At 50.8% G+C, this 18,490-nt stretch carries 11 protein-coding genes; 6 read left to right on the forward strand and 5 right to left on the reverse strand.

Translation table 11 applies throughout. The features are described from left to right. The first annotated feature begins 2 nt into the window (after positions 1-2). The 4 genes from B5Y40_RS11390 to B5Y40_RS11405 all read left to right on the forward strand — a co-directional run bounded on the left by B5Y40_RS11390 (position 3) and on the right by B5Y40_RS11405 (position 7,270). A complete protein-coding gene (locus tag B5Y40_RS11390; protein ID WP_079686775.1) occupies positions 3-950 on the forward strand; it encodes an RraA family protein in 948 nt (315 codons plus the stop codon). Between the two features lie 46 nt (positions 951-996). Next, on the forward strand, positions 997-2,280 hold the full coding sequence (locus B5Y40_RS11395) for a mandelate racemase/muconate lactonizing enzyme family protein (protein ID WP_079686776.1): 1,284 nt from the start codon (positions 997-999) through the stop codon (positions 2,278-2,280). A gap of 231 nt (positions 2,281-2,511) precedes the next feature. Next, positions 2,512-5,709, forward strand: coding sequence for a SusC/RagA family TonB-linked outer membrane protein (locus B5Y40_RS11400; protein ID WP_079686777.1), 3,198 nt, complete (start codon positions 2,512-2,514; stop codon positions 5,707-5,709). Between the two features lie 4 nt (positions 5,710-5,713). Beyond that, positions 5,714-7,270 (forward strand): SusD/RagB family nutrient-binding outer membrane lipoprotein, encoded by a 1,557-nt coding sequence (locus B5Y40_RS11405; protein WP_079686778.1) that lies wholly within the window; start codon positions 5,714-5,716, stop codon positions 7,268-7,270. A 255-nt stretch (positions 7,271-7,525) separates the two neighbouring features. Here the strand turns inward: B5Y40_RS11405 and B5Y40_RS11410 are convergent, their stop codons facing one another. The 5 genes from B5Y40_RS11410 to B5Y40_RS11430 form a co-directional block, all read right to left on the reverse strand. Next, on the reverse strand, positions 7,526-8,836 hold the full coding sequence (locus B5Y40_RS11410; protein WP_079686779.1) for a gluconate:H+ symporter: 1,311 nt from the start codon (positions 8,834-8,836) through the stop codon (positions 7,526-7,528). A 4-nt stretch (positions 8,837-8,840) separates the two neighbouring features. Beyond that, positions 8,841-10,559, reverse strand: coding sequence for an IlvD/Edd family dehydratase (locus B5Y40_RS11415; RefSeq protein WP_079686780.1), 1,719 nt, complete (start codon positions 10,557-10,559; stop codon positions 8,841-8,843). Positions 10,560-10,636: 77 nt separating this feature from the next. Then, a complete protein-coding gene (locus B5Y40_RS11420; protein WP_143785703.1) occupies positions 10,637-12,229 on the reverse strand; it encodes an aldehyde dehydrogenase (NADP(+)) in 1,593 nt (530 codons plus the stop codon). Positions 12,230-12,236: 7 nt separating this feature from the next. Continuing rightward, complete coding sequence (locus B5Y40_RS11425; RefSeq protein WP_079686781.1) at positions 12,237-13,070, reverse strand: fumarylacetoacetate hydrolase family protein; 834 nt, start codon at positions 13,068-13,070, stop codon at positions 12,237-12,239. A gap of 9 nt (positions 13,071-13,079) precedes the next feature. Then, positions 13,080-15,710, reverse strand: a complete 2,631-nt coding sequence (locus B5Y40_RS11430; RefSeq protein ID WP_079687177.1) for a glycoside hydrolase family 3 C-terminal domain-containing protein — start codon at positions 15,708-15,710, stop codon at positions 13,080-13,082. A 172-nt stretch (positions 15,711-15,882) separates the two neighbouring features. On the opposite strand from B5Y40_RS11430, the gene B5Y40_RS11435 reads away from it, so the two are divergent. Then, positions 15,883-16,770 (forward strand): AraC family transcriptional regulator, encoded by an 888-nt coding sequence (locus B5Y40_RS11435; RefSeq protein ID WP_079686782.1) that lies wholly within the window; start codon positions 15,883-15,885, stop codon positions 16,768-16,770. A gap of 9 nt (positions 16,771-16,779) precedes the next feature. Beyond that, positions 16,780-18,294 carry a gluconokinase gene (locus B5Y40_RS11440; RefSeq protein WP_079686783.1) on the forward strand — a complete coding sequence of 505 codons (1,515 nt, stop codon included), beginning with the start codon at positions 16,780-16,782 and terminating at the stop codon, positions 18,292-18,294. The last annotated feature ends 196 nt before the right edge of the window (positions 18,295-18,490 follow it).

Genomic DNA, 18,490 nt, shown 5'->3' on the forward strand with positions numbered 1-18,490 from the left:
CCATGGTGAAACTCAAACTGTTGCTTCTCGGCTTTTTTCTGGCTTCCGCAGTGGCTGTATACAGCCAGCAGATCTCGAAGGAAGAGCTGATATTCCTTACCCCGGAATGGAAAGGAGAACGATATGCCGACGGGCGACCGAAGGTTTCCGATGCTATTCTGAATCGGATGAAGATGGTGACCCTGGAAGAGGCGTGGGCCGTGCTACGCAATGAAAATTACAAGCATCAGTATGACGATGGTTGGTCGATGATTAATCCCGACAGTGTGCTGGTAGGCCGCGCTGTAACCGCCACATTTATGCCCGGACGCCCGGATATTCATAGGGTCATTGATCAGCGGGGACATACTCAGGATAAGCGAATCAAATCACAAAATTCCTGGCCCATAGATATGCTCGTCAAGCGTGACGTCTATGTGGTGGATCAATTTGGAGCCCATGAAGACGGGCCCACCATTGGGGACAATTTAGGCAACTCCATCTTTGCAAAAACGGGCAACGGTATTGTTTATAACGGCGCAGTCCGTGACATCAATGGGCTAAAAGAAATCGGGTCTTTTACCTCTTTTTTTCGGTCCTATCATCCGTCTCACCATTTGAACGATCCGGCCGGGCAGTTGAATACAACGCTCACCGGCATCAACACGCCCACGCGGATAGGAAAGGCAACGGTGATGCCTGGAGACGTAGTCCTGGGCAGAGATGGCGGGGTGATTTTTATCCCGGCACACCTGGCTGAAAAAGTAGTGAAGACTTCCGAGGTAGTCCGCCTTCGCGATATGTTCGGTCACCAGCGGCTGCGGGAACAGAAGTATACCCCGGGGCAGATCGACTCCCGCTGGTCGGATGAAATCGAAAAAGACTTCTCGCAATGGCTTACCAGCAACATCGATAAGTTGCCCGTCCCCAAAGAACAGATACAAGAGCTGCTCAAGCAGCGCACCTGGTAAACCTCCAAAATCGAATTACTTCCTCAAAAAACTGAAAAGCAATAACATGTCAAGTATCAAATCAAGACGCGCCTTTTTCAAAAAAGCAATTACCGCAGGCGCAGTGCTCTCCCCGGCAAGTACCCTGTTTGGCAGCGGACTGGTGCAAGCCGCAGAGCGGGAGCCGATGTATTCACGGCCGTCGGATTTAAAAATTACAGAGGTCCAGTGTGCGTTTATACGTTTTGGTCATGGCTTGTTTGTAAGGATACAAACCAACCAGGGAATATATGGATGTGGTGAAGGTGTGGACGCCGTTGCTGGCACCTACCACTTTGTAAAGATGCTCGAGCGCAGACTAAAGGGAAAGAATCCTTTAAATGTACACCGGCTTTTTGATGAGCTGCGCAAGTCCGGAATTTTCGAGGGTGCCCAGTCGGGGATGTTTATAGCCGTGTTATCGGCCATCGAAACGGCCCTCTGGGACATCATGGGAAAGGCGCTTGGGGTGCCCGTATATCAACTGCTTGGCGGCAAGTTTCGCGACAAGATACGCGTGTATTGTGATACGGCATTATATCAGCAGAACCTTCCTACGGCAGACGACTTTGCCAAGGCAGCCACGGAAGCAAAGAACATGGGATTCACGGCTATTAAATTCGATCTGGACCAGCGTAACGACCCCCGGAAATATGACCCTTATAACTGGACGGCAAGTCCCGGAGAACTCAAACGAATGGTCGACCAGGTCACGGCGGCGCGTCAGGCCGTTGGTCCCGACATCGACATATGCTGTGATATGCACGGCCGGTATGATAGTGTTACCGCTCAGCAAATAGCCAGGCGCCTGGAGCCGCTTAACCTCATGTGGCTGGAGGAACCCATCCCAGCGGAAAACCCGGAGGCCTATAAGATTATAGCAGACTCCACGACAACCCCCATTTGTGCAGGAGAAAACCTCTTTCTGGCGTATGGCTTTAGACGACTGCTTGAAATAGGCGCAGTCGATATCATTATGCCCGACCTTCAGAAAGTCGGCGGTTTGGGAGAAGGCCAACGGATTGCCAACCTGGCTAGTCTCCATTACGTTCCCCTCGCCCCGCACATGGTGGCATCGTACCTGGGGGCCATGGCATCGTGCCATGTGTGCGCTTCAGTACCGAATTTTATGATCCTGGAGTGGCAAATGTATTTTCACACCGATCCGATGTTTAAAGACATTGTCAAGTTTGACGGGCCAATGGTAGAAAATGGTTTCATCACGCTTTCCGAAAAACCAGGCATTGGTGTAGACATCAACGAAGAGGGTATGAAAAAACACGCTACGGAAGGGTATCCCTTTTTCAAATAGGCAGCCTTCCGTTAGCTCTTTTTACATTTCTACAAGCACCCCGGGCTTCTTCAATTTTCAGAAGTCAGGCTCAGGCACCCCTATGCGATGATAGTGCGCTGTAACGGAACCGCAAACGTGTGTAATATTCGCCGGTGTGTGTTATTGGAAGTTTTAACACTCGAAGTGACGATACCTTCGCTTTAGAATAATTGTCGAACAAACACTTCAAATTTCTCTAACCCAGTAACCATGCGAAAAAACTACTTTCTAGTTTTGATGGGTGCACTTTTACTAGTGGGCCCCCACACGTTAGCCTCAGGGCGAGGCGCACGTGCGACCTTAGTCAAGCCTCTGCGGATGCAGCAGCAAACTGTACGAGGGACGATTACCGATGAGGGAGGAGCTACCTTTCCCGGTGTAAACGTAGTAGTCAAAGGCACCAGTGTCGGCACGGTGACCAATTCAGAAGGCGCCTACTCTCTGGATATCCCTGCGGGCTCAACAACATTAGTCTTCTCTTTTGTAGGGTACGTTAGCCAGGAAATACCCATCGATGGGAGAACATCAATCGACGTGAAACTTGCCCCGGATGTAGCCTCCCTGGCAGAGGTTGTGGTAACGGCGCTGGGGATCAAAAAGGAATCTAAAAAGTTGGGGTATGCAGCCGAAACGGTGCAACTCGATGCATTACGCCAAAACAGGACCGTGAATCTGGGGGAGTCGCTGGAAGGCAAAGTAGCCGGACTGGACATCTCTCCGCCATCGGCAGGAGCAGGAGCCAGCACGAAAATCCGACTGCGTGGGCAATCCGGTTTTGCAGGAGCCAACAATTCACCGCTCATTGTCATCAACGGTCTTCCCATGGACCAGAATCCGCAAGGCGCTAATGGTAATGACTCACGGGATCGCGGCGATAACCTGCAGGTTGTAAACCCCGATGACATTGAAAGCATGACCGTACTCAAGGGGGCAACGGCAGCGGCTTTGTATGGATCCCGGGCTGCCAATGGCGCGGTGATTATCACCACCAAATCAGGTCAGCGCAGCCAGGGAATTGGCGTGGAGCTCAACTCGAATTTCACGGTGGGCACCGTAATGGACTTCACAGATTTCCAGCAAGAATTCGGACAGGGACAAGTAGGGAACAAACCTACCACACAGGGTAATGCAATCTCAACGGGTATGCTGGGATGGGGCGCTCCCCTGGACGGAGTACCAACGATCAATTTCGATGGCAAAATGCGGCCGTACTCGGCTAATCCCAACCGGATAAAAGAATTCTATCGCGATGCCACCACATTTGCAAATACCATTGCCCTGTCGGGAGGCGGCAGCACGGGCAACTTCAGGGCATCGTATTCAAAGACCGACGCAAAAGGAATTACCCCTGATAATACCTATACCAAAGATATCGCCAACCTGGGTCTTCACCAGGATATTACCCAGAAGCTCTCCCTATCGGTGAACATCAATTTCGCGCACGAGGTCAACAAGAATCCACCGCAGGTCGGCGTGCAGGGACCCGGGGCAGCGAACTTCCTCTACCGCATGTCCACATCAATCCCGCTGTCGGCTTTCGAGGAAAGTGCTGTTGCCGCCAATGGAACCGAGACACCTACCTCTGGTTTTCAGACCACGCTGATCAATCCATACTTTACCATGGGCAGGCAGTTCTACGATAATGAAAAAGACCGGTTCCTGGGTACGGCTACCTTGCGGTACAAATTCACAGACTGGTTGTATGTACAGGGAAGATACAATTACGATTATGGTGTGGCCCTGACCGAATTTAACACGCCTACCGGCATGGGAACTTCAACGCCCTATAACAGCGCAGGTACTGCCTACAATGGTACTTATGACGCCAACGACACCAAGGGAACGCAGATCAATGCCGACTTCCTGGTGGGCGCCAACAAGGAATTCGGAAACTTCTCCGTGGACGCAAGTGTGGGAGGAAACACATTCAAGCGCCACAGCAGAACTTCGAATCTGAGCGTACGGGAATTCACGGTCAGAGATATATATTCATTTGCCAATGGCGTGATTAAAACCAACGTCGATGACAGCAGGCTTACAGACTATAGCATTTCACGCGACCAGGTTAATTCACTTTATGGATTATTGGAATTCGGATACAAGGGCTTACTGTATTTGAACCTGACGGGCCGGCAGGATTGGTTTTCCGTACTCAATCCAGAAAACAACAGCGAGTTTTATCCCTCTGTCTCCGGAAGCTTCATCTTCTCGGAAGTCATGCCGGATATGCAGTGGCTTTCCTATGGTAAGCTGCGAGGCTCCTGGGCACGCGTAGGAAGCTCTAACGGCGTGTCGCCCTTCGAGGGTACCTTGCTGTATGGCCTGGTTCAAAACCAGTTTAATGGCCAGACGTTGGGCACCATTCCTTCTACAACTTCTCCCAACCTTTCACTGACGCCCTTCACAGTAACCGAAAAAGAAATCGGTCTGGAGCTGCGCCTGCTTGACAGTAAAGTAAAGCTGGATATAGCAGCCTATGAAAAAATCACCACGGATCAGATCTTAAACATCCAGATTTCAAATGCTTCGGGATATCTGGATACAAAACAAAATATAGGATCACTGCAGAACCGAGGCATGGAGTTCCTGCTGGAAGTGGTGCCCGTACAAACGAATAGTCTGAAATGGACCACGTCCTTTAATACCGCTTTGAATACGACCGAGGTTCTTGCGCTGGCCCCGGGAGTAAACCGCTTCACCGTTACCTCTTTCAGCGGGAATGAAATCATCGGATCACTGGTATACGAAGTAGGCCTGCCACTCAACCAACTCTCGGCAAAGACCTACCTGCGGAATGACCAAGGCCAGATCGTAGTCAACGACAACGGTACACTCATCGGAAGCGCCCAGAATGTAAACTTCGGAAGTGCCCTTCCCAAATGGACAGGAGGATGGACCAATACCTTCTCCTATAAAAACCTGAGTTTACTCGTGCACCTGGATTTCAAGGCGGGAGGCAAAATATTGTCGTCAACAGCTTTGAATGGACTGCGTCAGGGGCATACAAAAGCTTCGCTGGTCGGCAGGCGTGAGGGTGAAACCGGGGTGGTGTTCGATGCAGTATATGCCAATGGAGAAAAGAATACATCCGTTGTCAATCCGCAAGACTTTTACACCGGTTATCGAAACCAGCAGATCGCAGATCCATTTATCTACAAGTCGGATTTCATCAAGCTGCGAAACATCACCCTGAGCTACGATCTCACCTCGGTGATTGGCAGCCGGATAAACTTTATCAAAGGCTTAACCTTATCGGCTTCCTGTCGAAATGTGGCTGTCCTGTATAAGGATCTGGCAGACCTGGACCCGGAAGCGTTTGCTTCATCAGGGGATAACCGCGTGGGCTACGAACAGACTTCGCTGCCTACTACCCGTAACTACAGCTTTAATTTGAATGTTAAATTCTAGGAATATGAAATTGAGTAAATATATAATTCTGGCCGCAGTCGTTGTCTTTCTGGGAGCCTGTGATAACGGCTTTGAGGAGATGAACAAGAATCCCTATGGTCTCACCACCATTGACCCTGCGCTGTTATTTGCCAACGCCGTACGCACGACACACCCCGGACAGTGGGAGGGGGAACAAACTATTGTACAGCAATTCTTAAATGCCTACGACCTGGGGGCAACCTCCGGATTCAACTTCAATCTGGACAACAACAACTTCAACAATCCCAAGTGGAATACAAACTATGAGACTCCTGTCAAACTGCTTGTGCAAGCCATTGCCCTTGCCGAAGAAAACGGGGCCAATGTAAACCTTATGAGTATGATGCGCATCTGGAAAGCGTATGTGTTTATGACCTTGGTTGATACCTATGGAGATGTTCCCTACTCGCAGTCAGGGAAGGCTTATCTGGAAGTAAACTACTTTCCTGTCTACGACGACGACCAGGCAATCTATGAAGATTTGTATAATGAGCTTCGGGCCGCCGCTGCTGCACTGGATCCGGCGGCAAGCTATGTGCCTGAAGATATACTGTACGGGAATTCATCGGCAACACCTTCGGCAACGGCAGCCGTGCAGACGGCGAAATGGCGAAAACTTGCCAATTCTTTGCTGCTGCGATTGGGCATGCGCTATTCGAAGGTAAATCAGGGGAAAGCCGCAGAAATTGTCTCGGAAGCCGTGGACGCTGGTGTGATGGAATCAAATGCCGATGATGCCTACTTAAGGTTCAGCACCGTGTATACCAACCAGCTTAACCAGGGACCGCGAACGATTAACCCACGGTACTACTATATGGCAGAACCTTTCGTCAACTTTTTGAAGGAGACAGAAGACCCGCGTGCAAAGTATATTGTCGGTAAATACGTCGAGCCCAACAATGCACCCAACGAAACCCCGGATATTACTCTAACGAATCAATTCGGTTTCCCGGTAGGATACAATCAAAACACCATCACGAGCCACCCCGATTATCGCGGGACAGCCGGTCAGGGCTTCAACTACTCACAATTGAATTTCAGGGTGGTAGGGAGTGCTGTTGCACCTATTTTGTTTGTCACACATTCACAAACCAAGCTGCTTATGGCAGAGGCGGCACAACGCGGCTGGATCGGTGGTTCGGCCCAGCAATATTATGAAGAAGGCATACGGGCCAGCATGGAGGAATGGTCGCTCTATCCCAATACACCCGATGTTGCTATCACCGAGGAAGAGACAGCGGCCTACCTGAGCCAACCGGAGGTTGTCTTTGATGCCAGCAATGCTCTCGAGCAGATCAACACACAGTATTGGGTTTCAAATGTCGCCAATGGAGCGGAGTCTTTTGCCAATTTCAGAAGAAGTGGCTATCCGGTATTAACACCGAATCCTGCCAACGGCGGTCTTGCCGGAGGTGGTTTTGTCAGGAGAATGGCATACCCCGATGATGAAAGCTCAGAGAACGAATCCAGTTATCAGGCTGCTGTCGCCGCGATTGGCGGCGATAACCTGACAACACGCGTGTTCTGGGATATTCCCTAGCCTACAGATCATTCAGGCATCCTACTGCTAAGTAGAATAACAGACGTCCTCCATTGCGCGTATTTCACATCGAAGTCCGCCCCTTTGGAGGACGTCATTTTTTTGTACCTGAATAGGCTTTTAAGAAGAGAGGTCAGGAATTTCTGGTATAGATGGTTACGGGTGTATATACCAATGTAGTTGTTGGGAGAGTATATAGCTATATCTATAGCTATATGTATAGTATATATACCTGGGTGACTTCAGGTCGTTAGCTTACTTCAGGTAGTCAATTATCAACACGCCAATCAAACCTATAATGGATACCAGGGACTCCATCATGGTCCACGAGCGGAAGGTATCTTTCATGGTTAAACCAAAATATTCCTTGAAGAGCCAGAATGCAGTGTCATTAACGTGGGAACAAAACAGGCTTCCTGCGCCAATGGAAAGCACCAGTAGATTAGGGTCTATATACACCTGCTCGGTAAGGGGATAGATAACTCCTGCCGCCGTTAAACCCGCGATCGTAGCCGATCCCAGCGCCAGGCGCAGCAGAGCCGTCACCGTCCAGGCAAGAACAAGCGGCGGCAAACTCCATCCCTTCAACTCGGTGGCGATCTCACTGCTTACCCCGCTGTCAAGCAAGATTTGCTTGAATATACCGGCGCTTCCGATGATGAGCAGGATCATGGCTATATCTTTAACAGCCTCAGTATAGACGCCCATAATCTGGGTTATTTTTTTTCCGGTTTGAATTCCCAGCGTATAGGTGACAATGGCGATGGTCAGGGCCATGGCAATATTGGGTTCAGCAAGAAACAATAAAACGCTTCTCACCGCCAGGTTGCTGAACACGGGTGTGAGCAGTGAGGCGATCGCAATGATGAGTACGGGCAGGAGCGAGGAGAGGACACTGTTGCCTGCGCCTGGTAAATCACGGTCTGGCTTTTCGATGCATCGGTTGATGATCAGCGGAGATGAAGATATGTTCTTCAGGGTGCGGCCAAACAAAGGCCCGGCAATAATAATGGCTGGAATGGCGATCAGCATACCATAGCAGAAGGTGGTGGTCATATCGGCGTTGAACTGCATGAGCAGTGCAACCGGAGAGGGGTGTGGTGGCAAAAAGCCGTGCATAACCGAGAGCGATGCCAGCGTGGGCAGCCCGATATATACCAGAGGAAGTTTATACTGGTAGGCGACTGAAAAGATGATCGGCACCAGCAGCACAAATCCGACGTTGTAGTATAAGGGAATGCCCACCAGGAATCCCGTTGCCGTCATCGCCCACACCAGCCGCCGGGGACCGAAAAGGCGCTGCGTGACCTGGGCAATCCGCTGGGCTGCCCCGCTGTCGGCCACTAACTTTCCCAGCATGGCTCCCAAGACGACCACAATCACCAGCGACCCCAGCGTATCGCCAATGCCCTTATTGATCGACTTTGAAATGTCTGCCAATGGCATTTTCAGCAGCAGCCCTGATACCAGGGCCACCAGTAAGAATGCCAGAAATGGATTGACTTTAATCCAGGTGATAAGGATTATAAGCAACACAATACAGCCGGCCAGTATAATGAACGTCATCGGCTCAATGGGAATCTCTTGCCACCTTTGGTCCGGATACACCTACCAGGAAATCCAGGTCGGCACCTTTGTCGGCCTGCTGTACGTGCCTGACGTACATGTTGACGTAACCACGGGAGGCCACCGGTTCAGGCTGCTTCCATAGGTTTCTGCGGCGGGCCAGTTCGCTGTCGGATACATGCAGGTGAATTTTTTTCTGTTCTACGTCGAGTTCGATGATGTCGCCGTTTTCCACCAGCCCCAGGTTTCCTCCGATGGCAGACTCCGGGGATACATGCAAGACGACCGTACCATAGGCTGTTCCACTCATGCGGCCGTCAGAGATGCGCACCATATCGGTGACCCCTTTGGCCAATAGCTTTTTGGGAAGAACCATGTTGCCTACCTCGGGCATGCCGGGATATCCTACAGGACCTACGCATTTTAACACCATCACACACTGCTCATCAATATCTAGGTCCGGGTCGTCCACGCGTGCGTGGTAGTCCTCGATGTTCTCAAACACCACAGCCCTTCCTTTGTGCTTCATCAGGGCAGGGGTTGCCGCCGACGGCTTTAGTACTGCCCCGTTGGTGGCCAGGTTTCCCTTCAGCACTACGATGCCTGCTTCTTTAAGAATCGGGTTCTCGAATTCCGCGATTACATCTTTGTTGTAGCATACCAGCTTCCCACGTCCGGCCAGGTTTTCACCGTGAGTCTTTCCATTCACCGTCAGGGCATCCATGTGCAGGACCGACTGGAGTTCCTTGAGAATGACGGGCAACCCACCGGCATAGTAGAAGTCTTCCATGAGGAATTTACCGGAAGGCATTAGGTTGAGGAGCAGTGGAATTTTGCTTCCGATCTGGTCAAACTCCTCCAGGTTCAGAGCCACACCCACGCGGCCGGCGATCGCTGTAAGGTGAATAATAAAATTCGATGACCCGCCGATGGCAGCATTTACTTTGATGGCATTTTCGAAGGCCTCGCGCGTGAGTATCTGGGAGATCTTTAAGTCCTCTTTTACCATTTGGACAATGCGCCTTCCCGAGAGTTGGGCAAGTACTTTTCTGCGGGAATCAACCGCAGGAATGGCTGCCGCCCCAGGTAAAGTCATTCCCAGGGCCTCGACCATGCAGGCCATGGTCGAGGCTGTACCCATGGTCATACAGTGGCCGGGACTACGCGACATACAGCTCTCGGCATGCGAATATTCCTCGTACGTGATTTTCTCTGTCTTCCAATCATCGGTAAGTTTCCACACGGCAGTTCCTGACCCAATATCCTGCCCCTGATATTTGCCATTGAGCATCGGACCGCCCGGTACAACCAGGGTCGGCAAGTTTACGCTGGCCGCGCCCATTAGAGTGGATGGCGTTGTTTTGTCGCAGCCGGTAAGCAACACCACCCCATCGATGGGATTGCCCCGTATGGACTCTTCGGCGTCCATGCTGGCCAGGTTGCGGAACAGCATGGCGGTGGGTTTTAGCAGCGTCTCGCCCAGAGACATGATTGGGAATTCAAGGGGGAATCCGCCGGCTTCGAAAACGCCGCGTTTTACCCACTCTGCAATCTCCCTCAAGTGGGCGTTACAGGGCGTAAGTTCTGACCAGGTGTTGCAGATGCCAATGACCGGGCGGCCATCGAACATGTCTTCGGGAAAACCTTGGTTTTTCATCCAACTCCTGTAGATAAAACCCATCTTATCCTTTTTCCCGAACCATTCGGAGCTTCTATAGATCATACGATTATACTTAATAAGCGAATTAAAATTTCTACCTGCATGGAAGGCCGATGCTAGATGTCCGGCCCACTGTTATTTTATAATACTCTTTCCTTGGTTTGAAGGCCGTTGATCAGGCGCCAGATGTTGAGCGGATTTTCATTTTGAAGCTCGGCCGGAAGCAGTGCCGAAGGCATATTTTGGTAACATACCGCGCGGGTGAAACGGAAAATGGAGGCTGTTCCCACCGAAGTACTTCGCCCATCGGTTGTCGAGGGATAAGGCCCTCCATGGACCATCGCATGGCATACTTCAACCCCGGTTGGAAAGCCGTTGATCACAATACGTCCTACTTTCTGCTCGAGGATATCCAACAAGTCCCGGTAGGAGGCCAAGTCGCGCTCAGTGCCGTGTACGGTGGCCGTAAGGTGGCCCGACAGGCCGGAGGCGACAGACAAGATCTCGTCTTTCGAGGCGGTCTCAATCACCATGCTGGCAGGGCCGAAGATTTCTTCGGAGAGTTCTTGGTGTCCCGCGAAGACCTCCGCCGTAGTCCTAAATAATACCGGATGCGCGCAGTTCTCAGTGGTAGATTGTTTGCCGCAGGCCAGTACCTGGATCCCTTCATGAACGGCGTAGCGGGCGGTTCCCTTCTCATAGGCTCCCAGGATGCCTGCCGTGAGCATAGGGCCACCGGAAGTGTGCTCAAACTCCCTCTTGAGGAGTTGTGTAAACGCTTCGGATTCGTTGCTTTCTTCATAGAGCAGCAATCCTGGATTTGTGCAGAACTGTCCTACTCCTAATGTGACGGATGCTGCAAAGCCCTTTGCTATGGTTTCCTTGTTGATGCGCAGAGCCTCAGGAAGGATGAAAACGGGGTTGGTGCTTCCCATCTCCGCATAAACGGGTATGGGTACATCCCGTCTACAGGCAGCATCAAAAAGCGCTTTACCGGCTGTGAATGAGCCCGTTATGGCTACTGATTTCACGTGCACGTGCCGTACCAGCTGCATGCCTGTCACCGTTCCCTCACCGTGTAACATCGAAAATACGCCATCGGGCATGTGTGTTTTTTCCGCGGCACGCCGGATGGCCTTGCCCACAAATTCACCGGTTGTCGGGTGGGCAGAATGGGCTTTTACAATGACCGGGCAGCCGGCAGCAAAGGCAGCGGCGGTATCTCCGCCGGCAACCGAAAATGCCAGCGGGAAATTGCTGGCGCCAAAGACGACCACCGGTCCAAGGCCCACATGCATATAGCGGATGTCAGGTTTGGGCAAGGGGTTGCGAGAGGCATCTCCCGTTTCAATACGGGCGTCCACCCAGGAGCCTTCACGCAAGAGCCCAGCAAACATGAGCAGTTGATTTACGGTGCGGTTTCGTTCTGCTTCAATACGCACCTCAGGAAGCGCGGTCTCCAGGCAGCATACCGTGATGAGCTCACTGCCCAGTGCTACCAGTTCTGTGGCGATTGCCTCCAGAAACACCGCCTTTTCAATGCCTGATTTTTTGCGGAAAACCTGGAAGGCTGTGGCTGCCTTTTCGCAGGCAGCGTTGACTTCGCTTTCAGTAGCCTTGAAAAACTGATGCGCCAATAATTCTCCTGTGGCCGCTTTCCTGGAAAAGAGCTTTTCGCTTCCCGCTGCGCTTGCATCAAAGCCTATAATTTGTTTGCCGTCAATACGTATCATAATGTGTTTAGGCTACTGTGTTTACAAGCACGCCGATGTGCTCAATTGATATTTTGATTTCATCTCCACTGCGCAGTGTAAAACTTTCGGGAGGAACAATGCCGGTTCCCGTCATCAAGAACGCCCCGAAAGGAAAACTCATCTCGCGAAACAAGTATTCGACTAGTTCGGTATGCTTGCGTTTCATCCTGGCGATGGAGATCTCATTCGAAAAGAGAAGTTCTTGATCACGTTGAATGGCAATGCTAATCTTCGTGTTGGAGGCTATGGTACTTTCAGCCACGTAGATACAAGGACCGAGTGCGGCAGCTCCGTCATAGGATTTTGCCTGCGGGAGGTATAAGGGGTTTTCTCCTTCAATGTCCCGTGAAGACATATCGTTACCAATAGTATAGCCTTCAATGCTGCCTGTGCTGCAAATGAATAGTGTGAGCTCCGGCTCGGGAACATTCCATTTGGAGTCTTTACGAATGCGAACGGGCTGTCCTGTTCCTACCGTTCGATGTGCCGGTGCTTTGAAAAATAATTCGGGACGTTCAGCTTCATACACACGCGCATAAAAATCTCCGCCACCCGCGTCCTTTGATTCCTCCATACGAGCTTCTCTGCTCCGCATGTAGGTAACACCGGAAGCCCAAACTTCCTGGTGACCGATTGGTGCAAGGACAATTTCAGGCAGGTCATCCATGGAAGCTGCTCCCCTGAGGGAACGGACCTCATCGGCTATCCTGGAGAAAAGGTTCGATCGGTTTATAAAGCTGTCCCAATCCTGTTGTTTTGATAAAAAGTAATGGTTCAAATGTTCAATGACAATTCCGCGTTTGGTTTTATAGATTTTCATTTTAGAAAGTTATAGCGTGGGTATAGTGGTCGTTATTACGTTGGAAGTACCAGGCATTTGCGTATCGGGTTGCCCGCCACCGATACTCACGCGGAGCGAATCCCGCTGCCTTAAACAGGGCACGGTAAACTGCAAGTCCTGCGCCTCACCTGGCTTTAAGTAGATGCGCCGGAAGGCAGCCAGTGAGTGAATAGGATTGCGTTGGTTTGCCTCCCCGGTGCCCTTCGCTGAAATATAGACCTGTACCACTTCATCGCCCGGAAGGGCGCCTGTATTTTGCAGGCGCGCAGTAACGTGGACAGAGTCTCTACCTACCGGCGTTACCTGCAGGTTTGAATAAGCAAACGAAGTGTAGCTGAGCCCGTATCCGAAAGGATAGAGCGGCTTGCCTTTATAAAATCGATATGTCTGGTTGGAAATTCTATAGTCTTCGAAAGGCGGCAGATCCTGTGTCGATTTGTAGAAGGTCACGGGAAGTCTTCCACCAGGATTGTAGTCTCCGAACAGAACGTCTGCGATCGCGGTGCCAGCAGCCTGGCCCGGATACCATGTTTCGACGATGGCAGCCAGGTGATCGTTCTCCCAGTTGACGGCAAGGGCACTCCCGTTCAACAGTACCAGCACCACGGGTTTGCCCAGGGCCTGTACCTCACGGATAAGCCGCCGCTGCGTGTCGGGGAGCTCGATGCGCGTTCTGTCTCCACCCCGGAAACCATCAATGAGCACATCCATTTCTTCTCCCTCCATTCTGGGGGTAAGACCCATGCACATGACGACAACGTCGGCATGCCGGGCAGCTTCCATGGCATCTTTTTTAAGGTTAGGCTTTGGTGCTGCCCATACGAGCTGAACCTGCGCATCGGCAAATGTTTCGATTGCTTCCAGAACAATTTTGTGTTTTCTTCCTGTCACTAGGGACAAGGGATCAGACTTGCGCAGCCGCGGGTCTCCATACTCATCCCGGAAGTGATAAACCGACTTTGCCACCAGGCTGTCATCGATGAATAACTTCGTTTTACAGGTGCCAATAAAACCCAGCTGATATATCCCCGTCTCCGGGGCGGTAATGAAACCGCTCCAGCGAACGCTGAAGTTATCATCGTCCATATCAGCGCGAGGAGCCTTATCATACCAGTTGACGTCCAGAGTCTTTTCCTGCTGGGAGAAAAGAGGTTCTCCACTCAAGGTAGTATTGTTGAAGAATTCTGCTTTCAACCCCGGCTGATTTTCTCCTGTCAGCAGCACTTGTGCCGGCACCGTATAAAACATCGGCATGCCGTCGGCTAATTCGCACCCTTGGGCGAACACCACCTTGGTTTGTGCCGAGACCTTTTCCAGGATGCCCTTTAGCGGTGTCATGGCTTGCGCTGGGACACCATTGTAGTTTCCCAGGAGCATCAGCCACTGATCAGCATTGGGGCCAATAACGGCTACAGTTCCCAGGTCTTTTCGCAAGGGCAGAATACTGTTTTCATTTTTGAGAAGCACGATGGATTTATGCGCTGCCTCCAGCGCTAATGCCCGGTGCTCTTTGCTGTCTACAACGGAGTAGGGGATCTGCGCATACTTAACCTGCTCTGCCGGGTCGAACATCCCGAGTTTAAACCGTGCAGTAAACAGTCGTTTTACAGCTGTATCGATCTGGGCTTCGGTGATTAGCTTCTCAGCAACAGCTTCTTTCAAATGCAGGTATACATTCCCGCATTCCAGATCGGTACCTGCTTTCACGGCAAGGCTTGCAGCGGCCTGTGGCGTAGAGACAATTTTGTGGTATTTGTAGATGTCTGTGATGGCCTCACAATCCGAAACCACATAGCCGTCAAAGCCCCACTTGCGTCGCAAGATGTTGCCAAGCAGCCCGGGGCTGCCGCAGCATGCCTGGCCGTTGTAGCGATTGTAGGCACACATGATCGAGTAGGGCTTTCCCTGCCGGATGGCCATCTCGAACTGCGGCAGGTACATGGCATGCAAATCATGCTCATTGGTAAGCGCATTGAACATATGCCGTTCGGGCTCCGGCCCGCTGTGGACGGCCAGGTGTTTTACCGTGGCGATGGTCTTCAAGTAGTTGGCGTCGTCCCCTTGAAGCCCTTTGATAAACTGGACTGCCAAGCTGCCGGTGAGGAAAGGATCCTCTCCATAGGTTTCCTGGCCGCGTCCCCAGCGTGGATCGCGAAAGATATTGATGTTGGGTGACCACAGGGTCAGGCCCTGGTAGATGAACCGTTTGTCCTTCTTTACAAAGTTATGGTGCTTGGCGCGAGCCTCATCAGCGATCGCTGTTGAGACTTCATGGAGCAGCTGTTCATCCCAGGTCGCGCCAAGGCCTATCGCCTGGGGAAAGACCGTTGCAAGCCCTGCGCGGGCCACCCCATGCAGCCCCTCGGACCACCAGTTGTAACGAGGTATCCCCAGGCGTTCAATCGCCGGGGCATCATTCACCATCTGGCCTATCTTTTCTTCCAGGCTCATGCGGGAGACCAGGTCGTCAACGCGCCGTTCCAGAGGCAGGGCCGGGTCTAAAAAAGGGAACGTGTAGTTATTCTTTTTGTCCGAGCAATCCGTGCCCAGCAAAAGCGATATGACGAGTGCAAAGCAAATTCCTCCCGGGGCCTGGCGCCTTGATTTCTTCAACGACATGATGTCCTGTTTGTGAGGCGCAAGCTGACCAGGCACGTGCAGATAAGCTTCCAATAATCAACAGCGTTGAATTTTAAACACGATTGCGGTATCGATAGAAGTTTAATGAACTGTTGGGATATCCATTTGTTTTTTTTCAGTTTTGTCAAAAGCGTCGCAAGGAAATCTTTTCATGAACCAGTTTTTTTTACACCATGAACAATCAAAGGAACTGGCAGGATTCAGTCATATTCAGGAGATGGCCGTTCGCAAGAACTCCAGCATCCAGCTAAACTCCCTCTGCAAGAGCATTACCGAAAGCATCCGTATATACTATATCCTGGATGGGAAATTTGAATGGCTCATCAATGAGCACAGTCATGTTCTTTATCCCGGTGACCTGGCGATTGTTTTGCCAGGGCAGTCCTTTGCCGGAAACAGGGATTGCCTGGATATCGGAACAGTATGCTGGATCTATGTTGGCGTGGAGTATATCGACAAAAATCGCAGGATGGTTCTAGGCAACTGGAGTGGACTGACGAAGAATGAAAGTGCTACCATTAGCAGGATCTTACAGCTCAACAATGTAGCGGTGCTGGCCAATGTCAAAAAAGCGTTGACCATTCTGCAAGCTATCCGGGAGGAGTTGTTCGGTCAGGAGATCGGGTATGGCACGCGCGTCAATCATCTCATTGACGAGTTGCTGATTTTCATCGCCCGTCAGTCAACCCATCAGAATAATTTCCGCAGGGATTTTCCGCAGACTTTTGCCAAGCTCGAGGAAGCATTGCGTCAGAACCTTTCTCATCAGTGGACGGTGGAAGAGATGGCAGCCCTGATCGGACTTGGCACTACAGCATTTTCAGAAAAGGTGAAAAACTATACGGGGTTTTCACCTTTAAACTATTTGATAAACATCCGTATTTCAGAAGCTATAAAGATGTTGAAGAGGCAGGATATAAATGTCACAGACATTGCACTGGAAACAGGATTTTACTCCTCCCAGCATTTCTCCACAACCTTTAAGAAACTTACCGGATACACGCCCGGGGATTTTAGGAAAAGAAACAGCAAAACTTAAGAATATACCATGGAGTGCGTAATTACCATCGAGCTGGGAACGAATGCCGTTCGCGTCTTTGCTTTCGACCTGAGCGGGAACGTGGTAGGGTCTGCCAAGGGATCCTATCCAACCTTCCACGTCCAACCCGATTACAGCGAGCAGGATCCCGAGCAAATTTTTATCACCATGTTGTATGTGCTGAAAAATCTTATTACCGAGAAGCTGCACCCGCAAAAATATACCGTTCATTCCATTTGCTTTGTGGCCTCCATGCACAGCGTGCTGGCCATCGACAAACATGGTGTACCCCTGGGAAATGTGATTACATGGGCTGACAACCGCGGGAAAAAAGAAGCGCATGACTTAAAAATGTCGGACATCGGAAAGGTCCTCTACAGTGCTACCGGAACACCGATTCACCCGATGTCACCGCTGGTCAAGATAGCATGGTTAAAAGCCAACGATAAAGAGAGATTTGATTCAACCTTCAAGTTTCTCTCCATCAAGAGTTATATTCTCCAGCAGCTCACAGGGGAGTATGTAATCGACTATAGCCTGGCATCAGCCACCGGTCTTCTCAATATCCATTCCGTGCAGTGGGAAGCCAATGCCCTTGACTTTGCGGGGATCACGGCCGGGCAATTACCCCAACTCATGTCCGTGTTCAGTACACCAGGTAAGCTTCGAAAAGAGTATCAGAATTCACTGGGACTCTCTGCTCAGACACGGATCATGATCGGGTCCAGTGATGGCTGCATGGCTACCCTGGGGGCCGGCACCTGGCGTGAGGACAAGGCCACGGTAACTGTTGAAGACAGCGGCGCGGTCCGCGTGGTAGGAAGGCAAGTGCTGCGCGATGACAAGCAACGTTTCTTCAATTACCTGCTTACGGAAAACTATTATATCTCTGGCGGGCCGACCAATAATGGCGGGGTTATATTCGAATGGTTTGCCAAACAGTTTGGTGACTTTGGGGTGCCATTCGACACCGAACAGATTATGGATAACCTGATCCGTGAGGCGTCCAATGTGCGCCTGGGCTCAGATGGTCTGTTGTTCCTGCCATACCTGCTGGGAGAGCGTGCCCCCTTGTGGAATGCGAATGCCCGGGGATCCTACTTCGGTATTAACATCAAGCATGAACGACAACATTTCATTCGCGCGACCATTGAAGGAATTTTATACGAAATCTATAGCATCGGGAAAATTTTACAGGAGCATCGTGCTATTAATAGTCTTTCCGTAAATGGAAGCTTTGCCACCATACCATTTTGTGCCCAGATTATGGCCGATATTTTCAACCTGCCGGTAAGCATGGCAAGTAATTCGAACAGTGTCGGAAGGGGTGCGTTTTTATTGAGTGCCATTGACATGGGCATTTATTCTTCTTTCGAAGAGGCCGCGGACAGTACCACCATCAAAGAAACCGTGAGTCCGCGGGATGGCACTGCCTATGCCCCTTACTATAAAATCTTTGAAAGGCTGAGTACGAAATTGGAAGCGGAATTTGAAGAGATTGCCGCTCTTCAGCAGAGAGTTTAAGGCAAAGCAGTAAATTGGACTAGTAGTGCCTTCAGAAATCTTTTAATTGCATTCTTTAAAAAAGTACTTGTAAATGCGTGATGGACATTTATTTTTACACAACCGATTGCAGAAGCCCTACAAGTCTTTATTGAACCAAACTACTTGCAGAGAGCCCTGGTTTCGGGTATAACTGTGTATATGCAACTTATAGTCA

Source organism: Ohtaekwangia koreensis (assembly GCF_900167975.1).
GTDB classification, from domain to species: Bacteria; Bacteroidota; Bacteroidia; order Cytophagales; family Cyclobacteriaceae; genus Ohtaekwangia; species Ohtaekwangia koreensis.

Excerpts from the sequence above, each read along its gene's own strand:
- B5Y40_RS11390 (WP_079686775.1), top strand. The coding sequence starts at position 3 with ATGGTGAAACTCAAACTGTTGCTTCTCGGCTTTTTTCTGGCTTCCGCA.
- B5Y40_RS11395 (WP_079686776.1), top strand. The coding sequence starts at position 997 with ATGTCAAGTATCAAATCAAGACGCGCCTTTTTCAAAAAAGCAATTACC.
- B5Y40_RS11400 (WP_079686777.1), top strand. The coding sequence starts at position 2,512 with ATGCGAAAAAACTACTTTCTAGTTTTGATGGGTGCACTTTTACTAGTG.
- B5Y40_RS11405 (WP_079686778.1), top strand. The coding sequence starts at position 5,714 with ATGAAATTGAGTAAATATATAATTCTGGCCGCAGTCGTTGTCTTTCTG.
- B5Y40_RS11410 (WP_079686779.1), bottom strand. The coding sequence starts at position 8,836 with ATGACGTTCATTATACTGGCCGGCTGTATTGTGTTGCTTATAATCCTT.
- B5Y40_RS11415 (WP_079686780.1), bottom strand. The coding sequence starts at position 10,559 with ATGATCTATAGAAGCTCCGAATGGTTCGGGAAAAAGGATAAGATGGGT.
- B5Y40_RS11420 (WP_143785703.1), bottom strand. The coding sequence starts at position 12,229 with ATGATACGTATTGACGGCAAACAAATTATAGGCTTTGATGCAAGCGCA.
- B5Y40_RS11425 (WP_079686781.1), bottom strand. The coding sequence starts at position 13,070 with ATGAAAATCTATAAAACCAAACGCGGAATTGTCATTGAACATTTGAAC.
- B5Y40_RS11430 (WP_079687177.1), bottom strand. The coding sequence starts at position 15,710 with ATGTCGTTGAAGAAATCAAGGCGCCAGGCCCCGGGAGGAATTTGCTTT.
- B5Y40_RS11435 (WP_079686782.1), top strand. The coding sequence starts at position 15,883 with ATGAACCAGTTTTTTTTACACCATGAACAATCAAAGGAACTGGCAGGA.
- B5Y40_RS11440 (WP_079686783.1), top strand. The coding sequence starts at position 16,780 with ATGGAGTGCGTAATTACCATCGAGCTGGGAACGAATGCCGTTCGCGTC.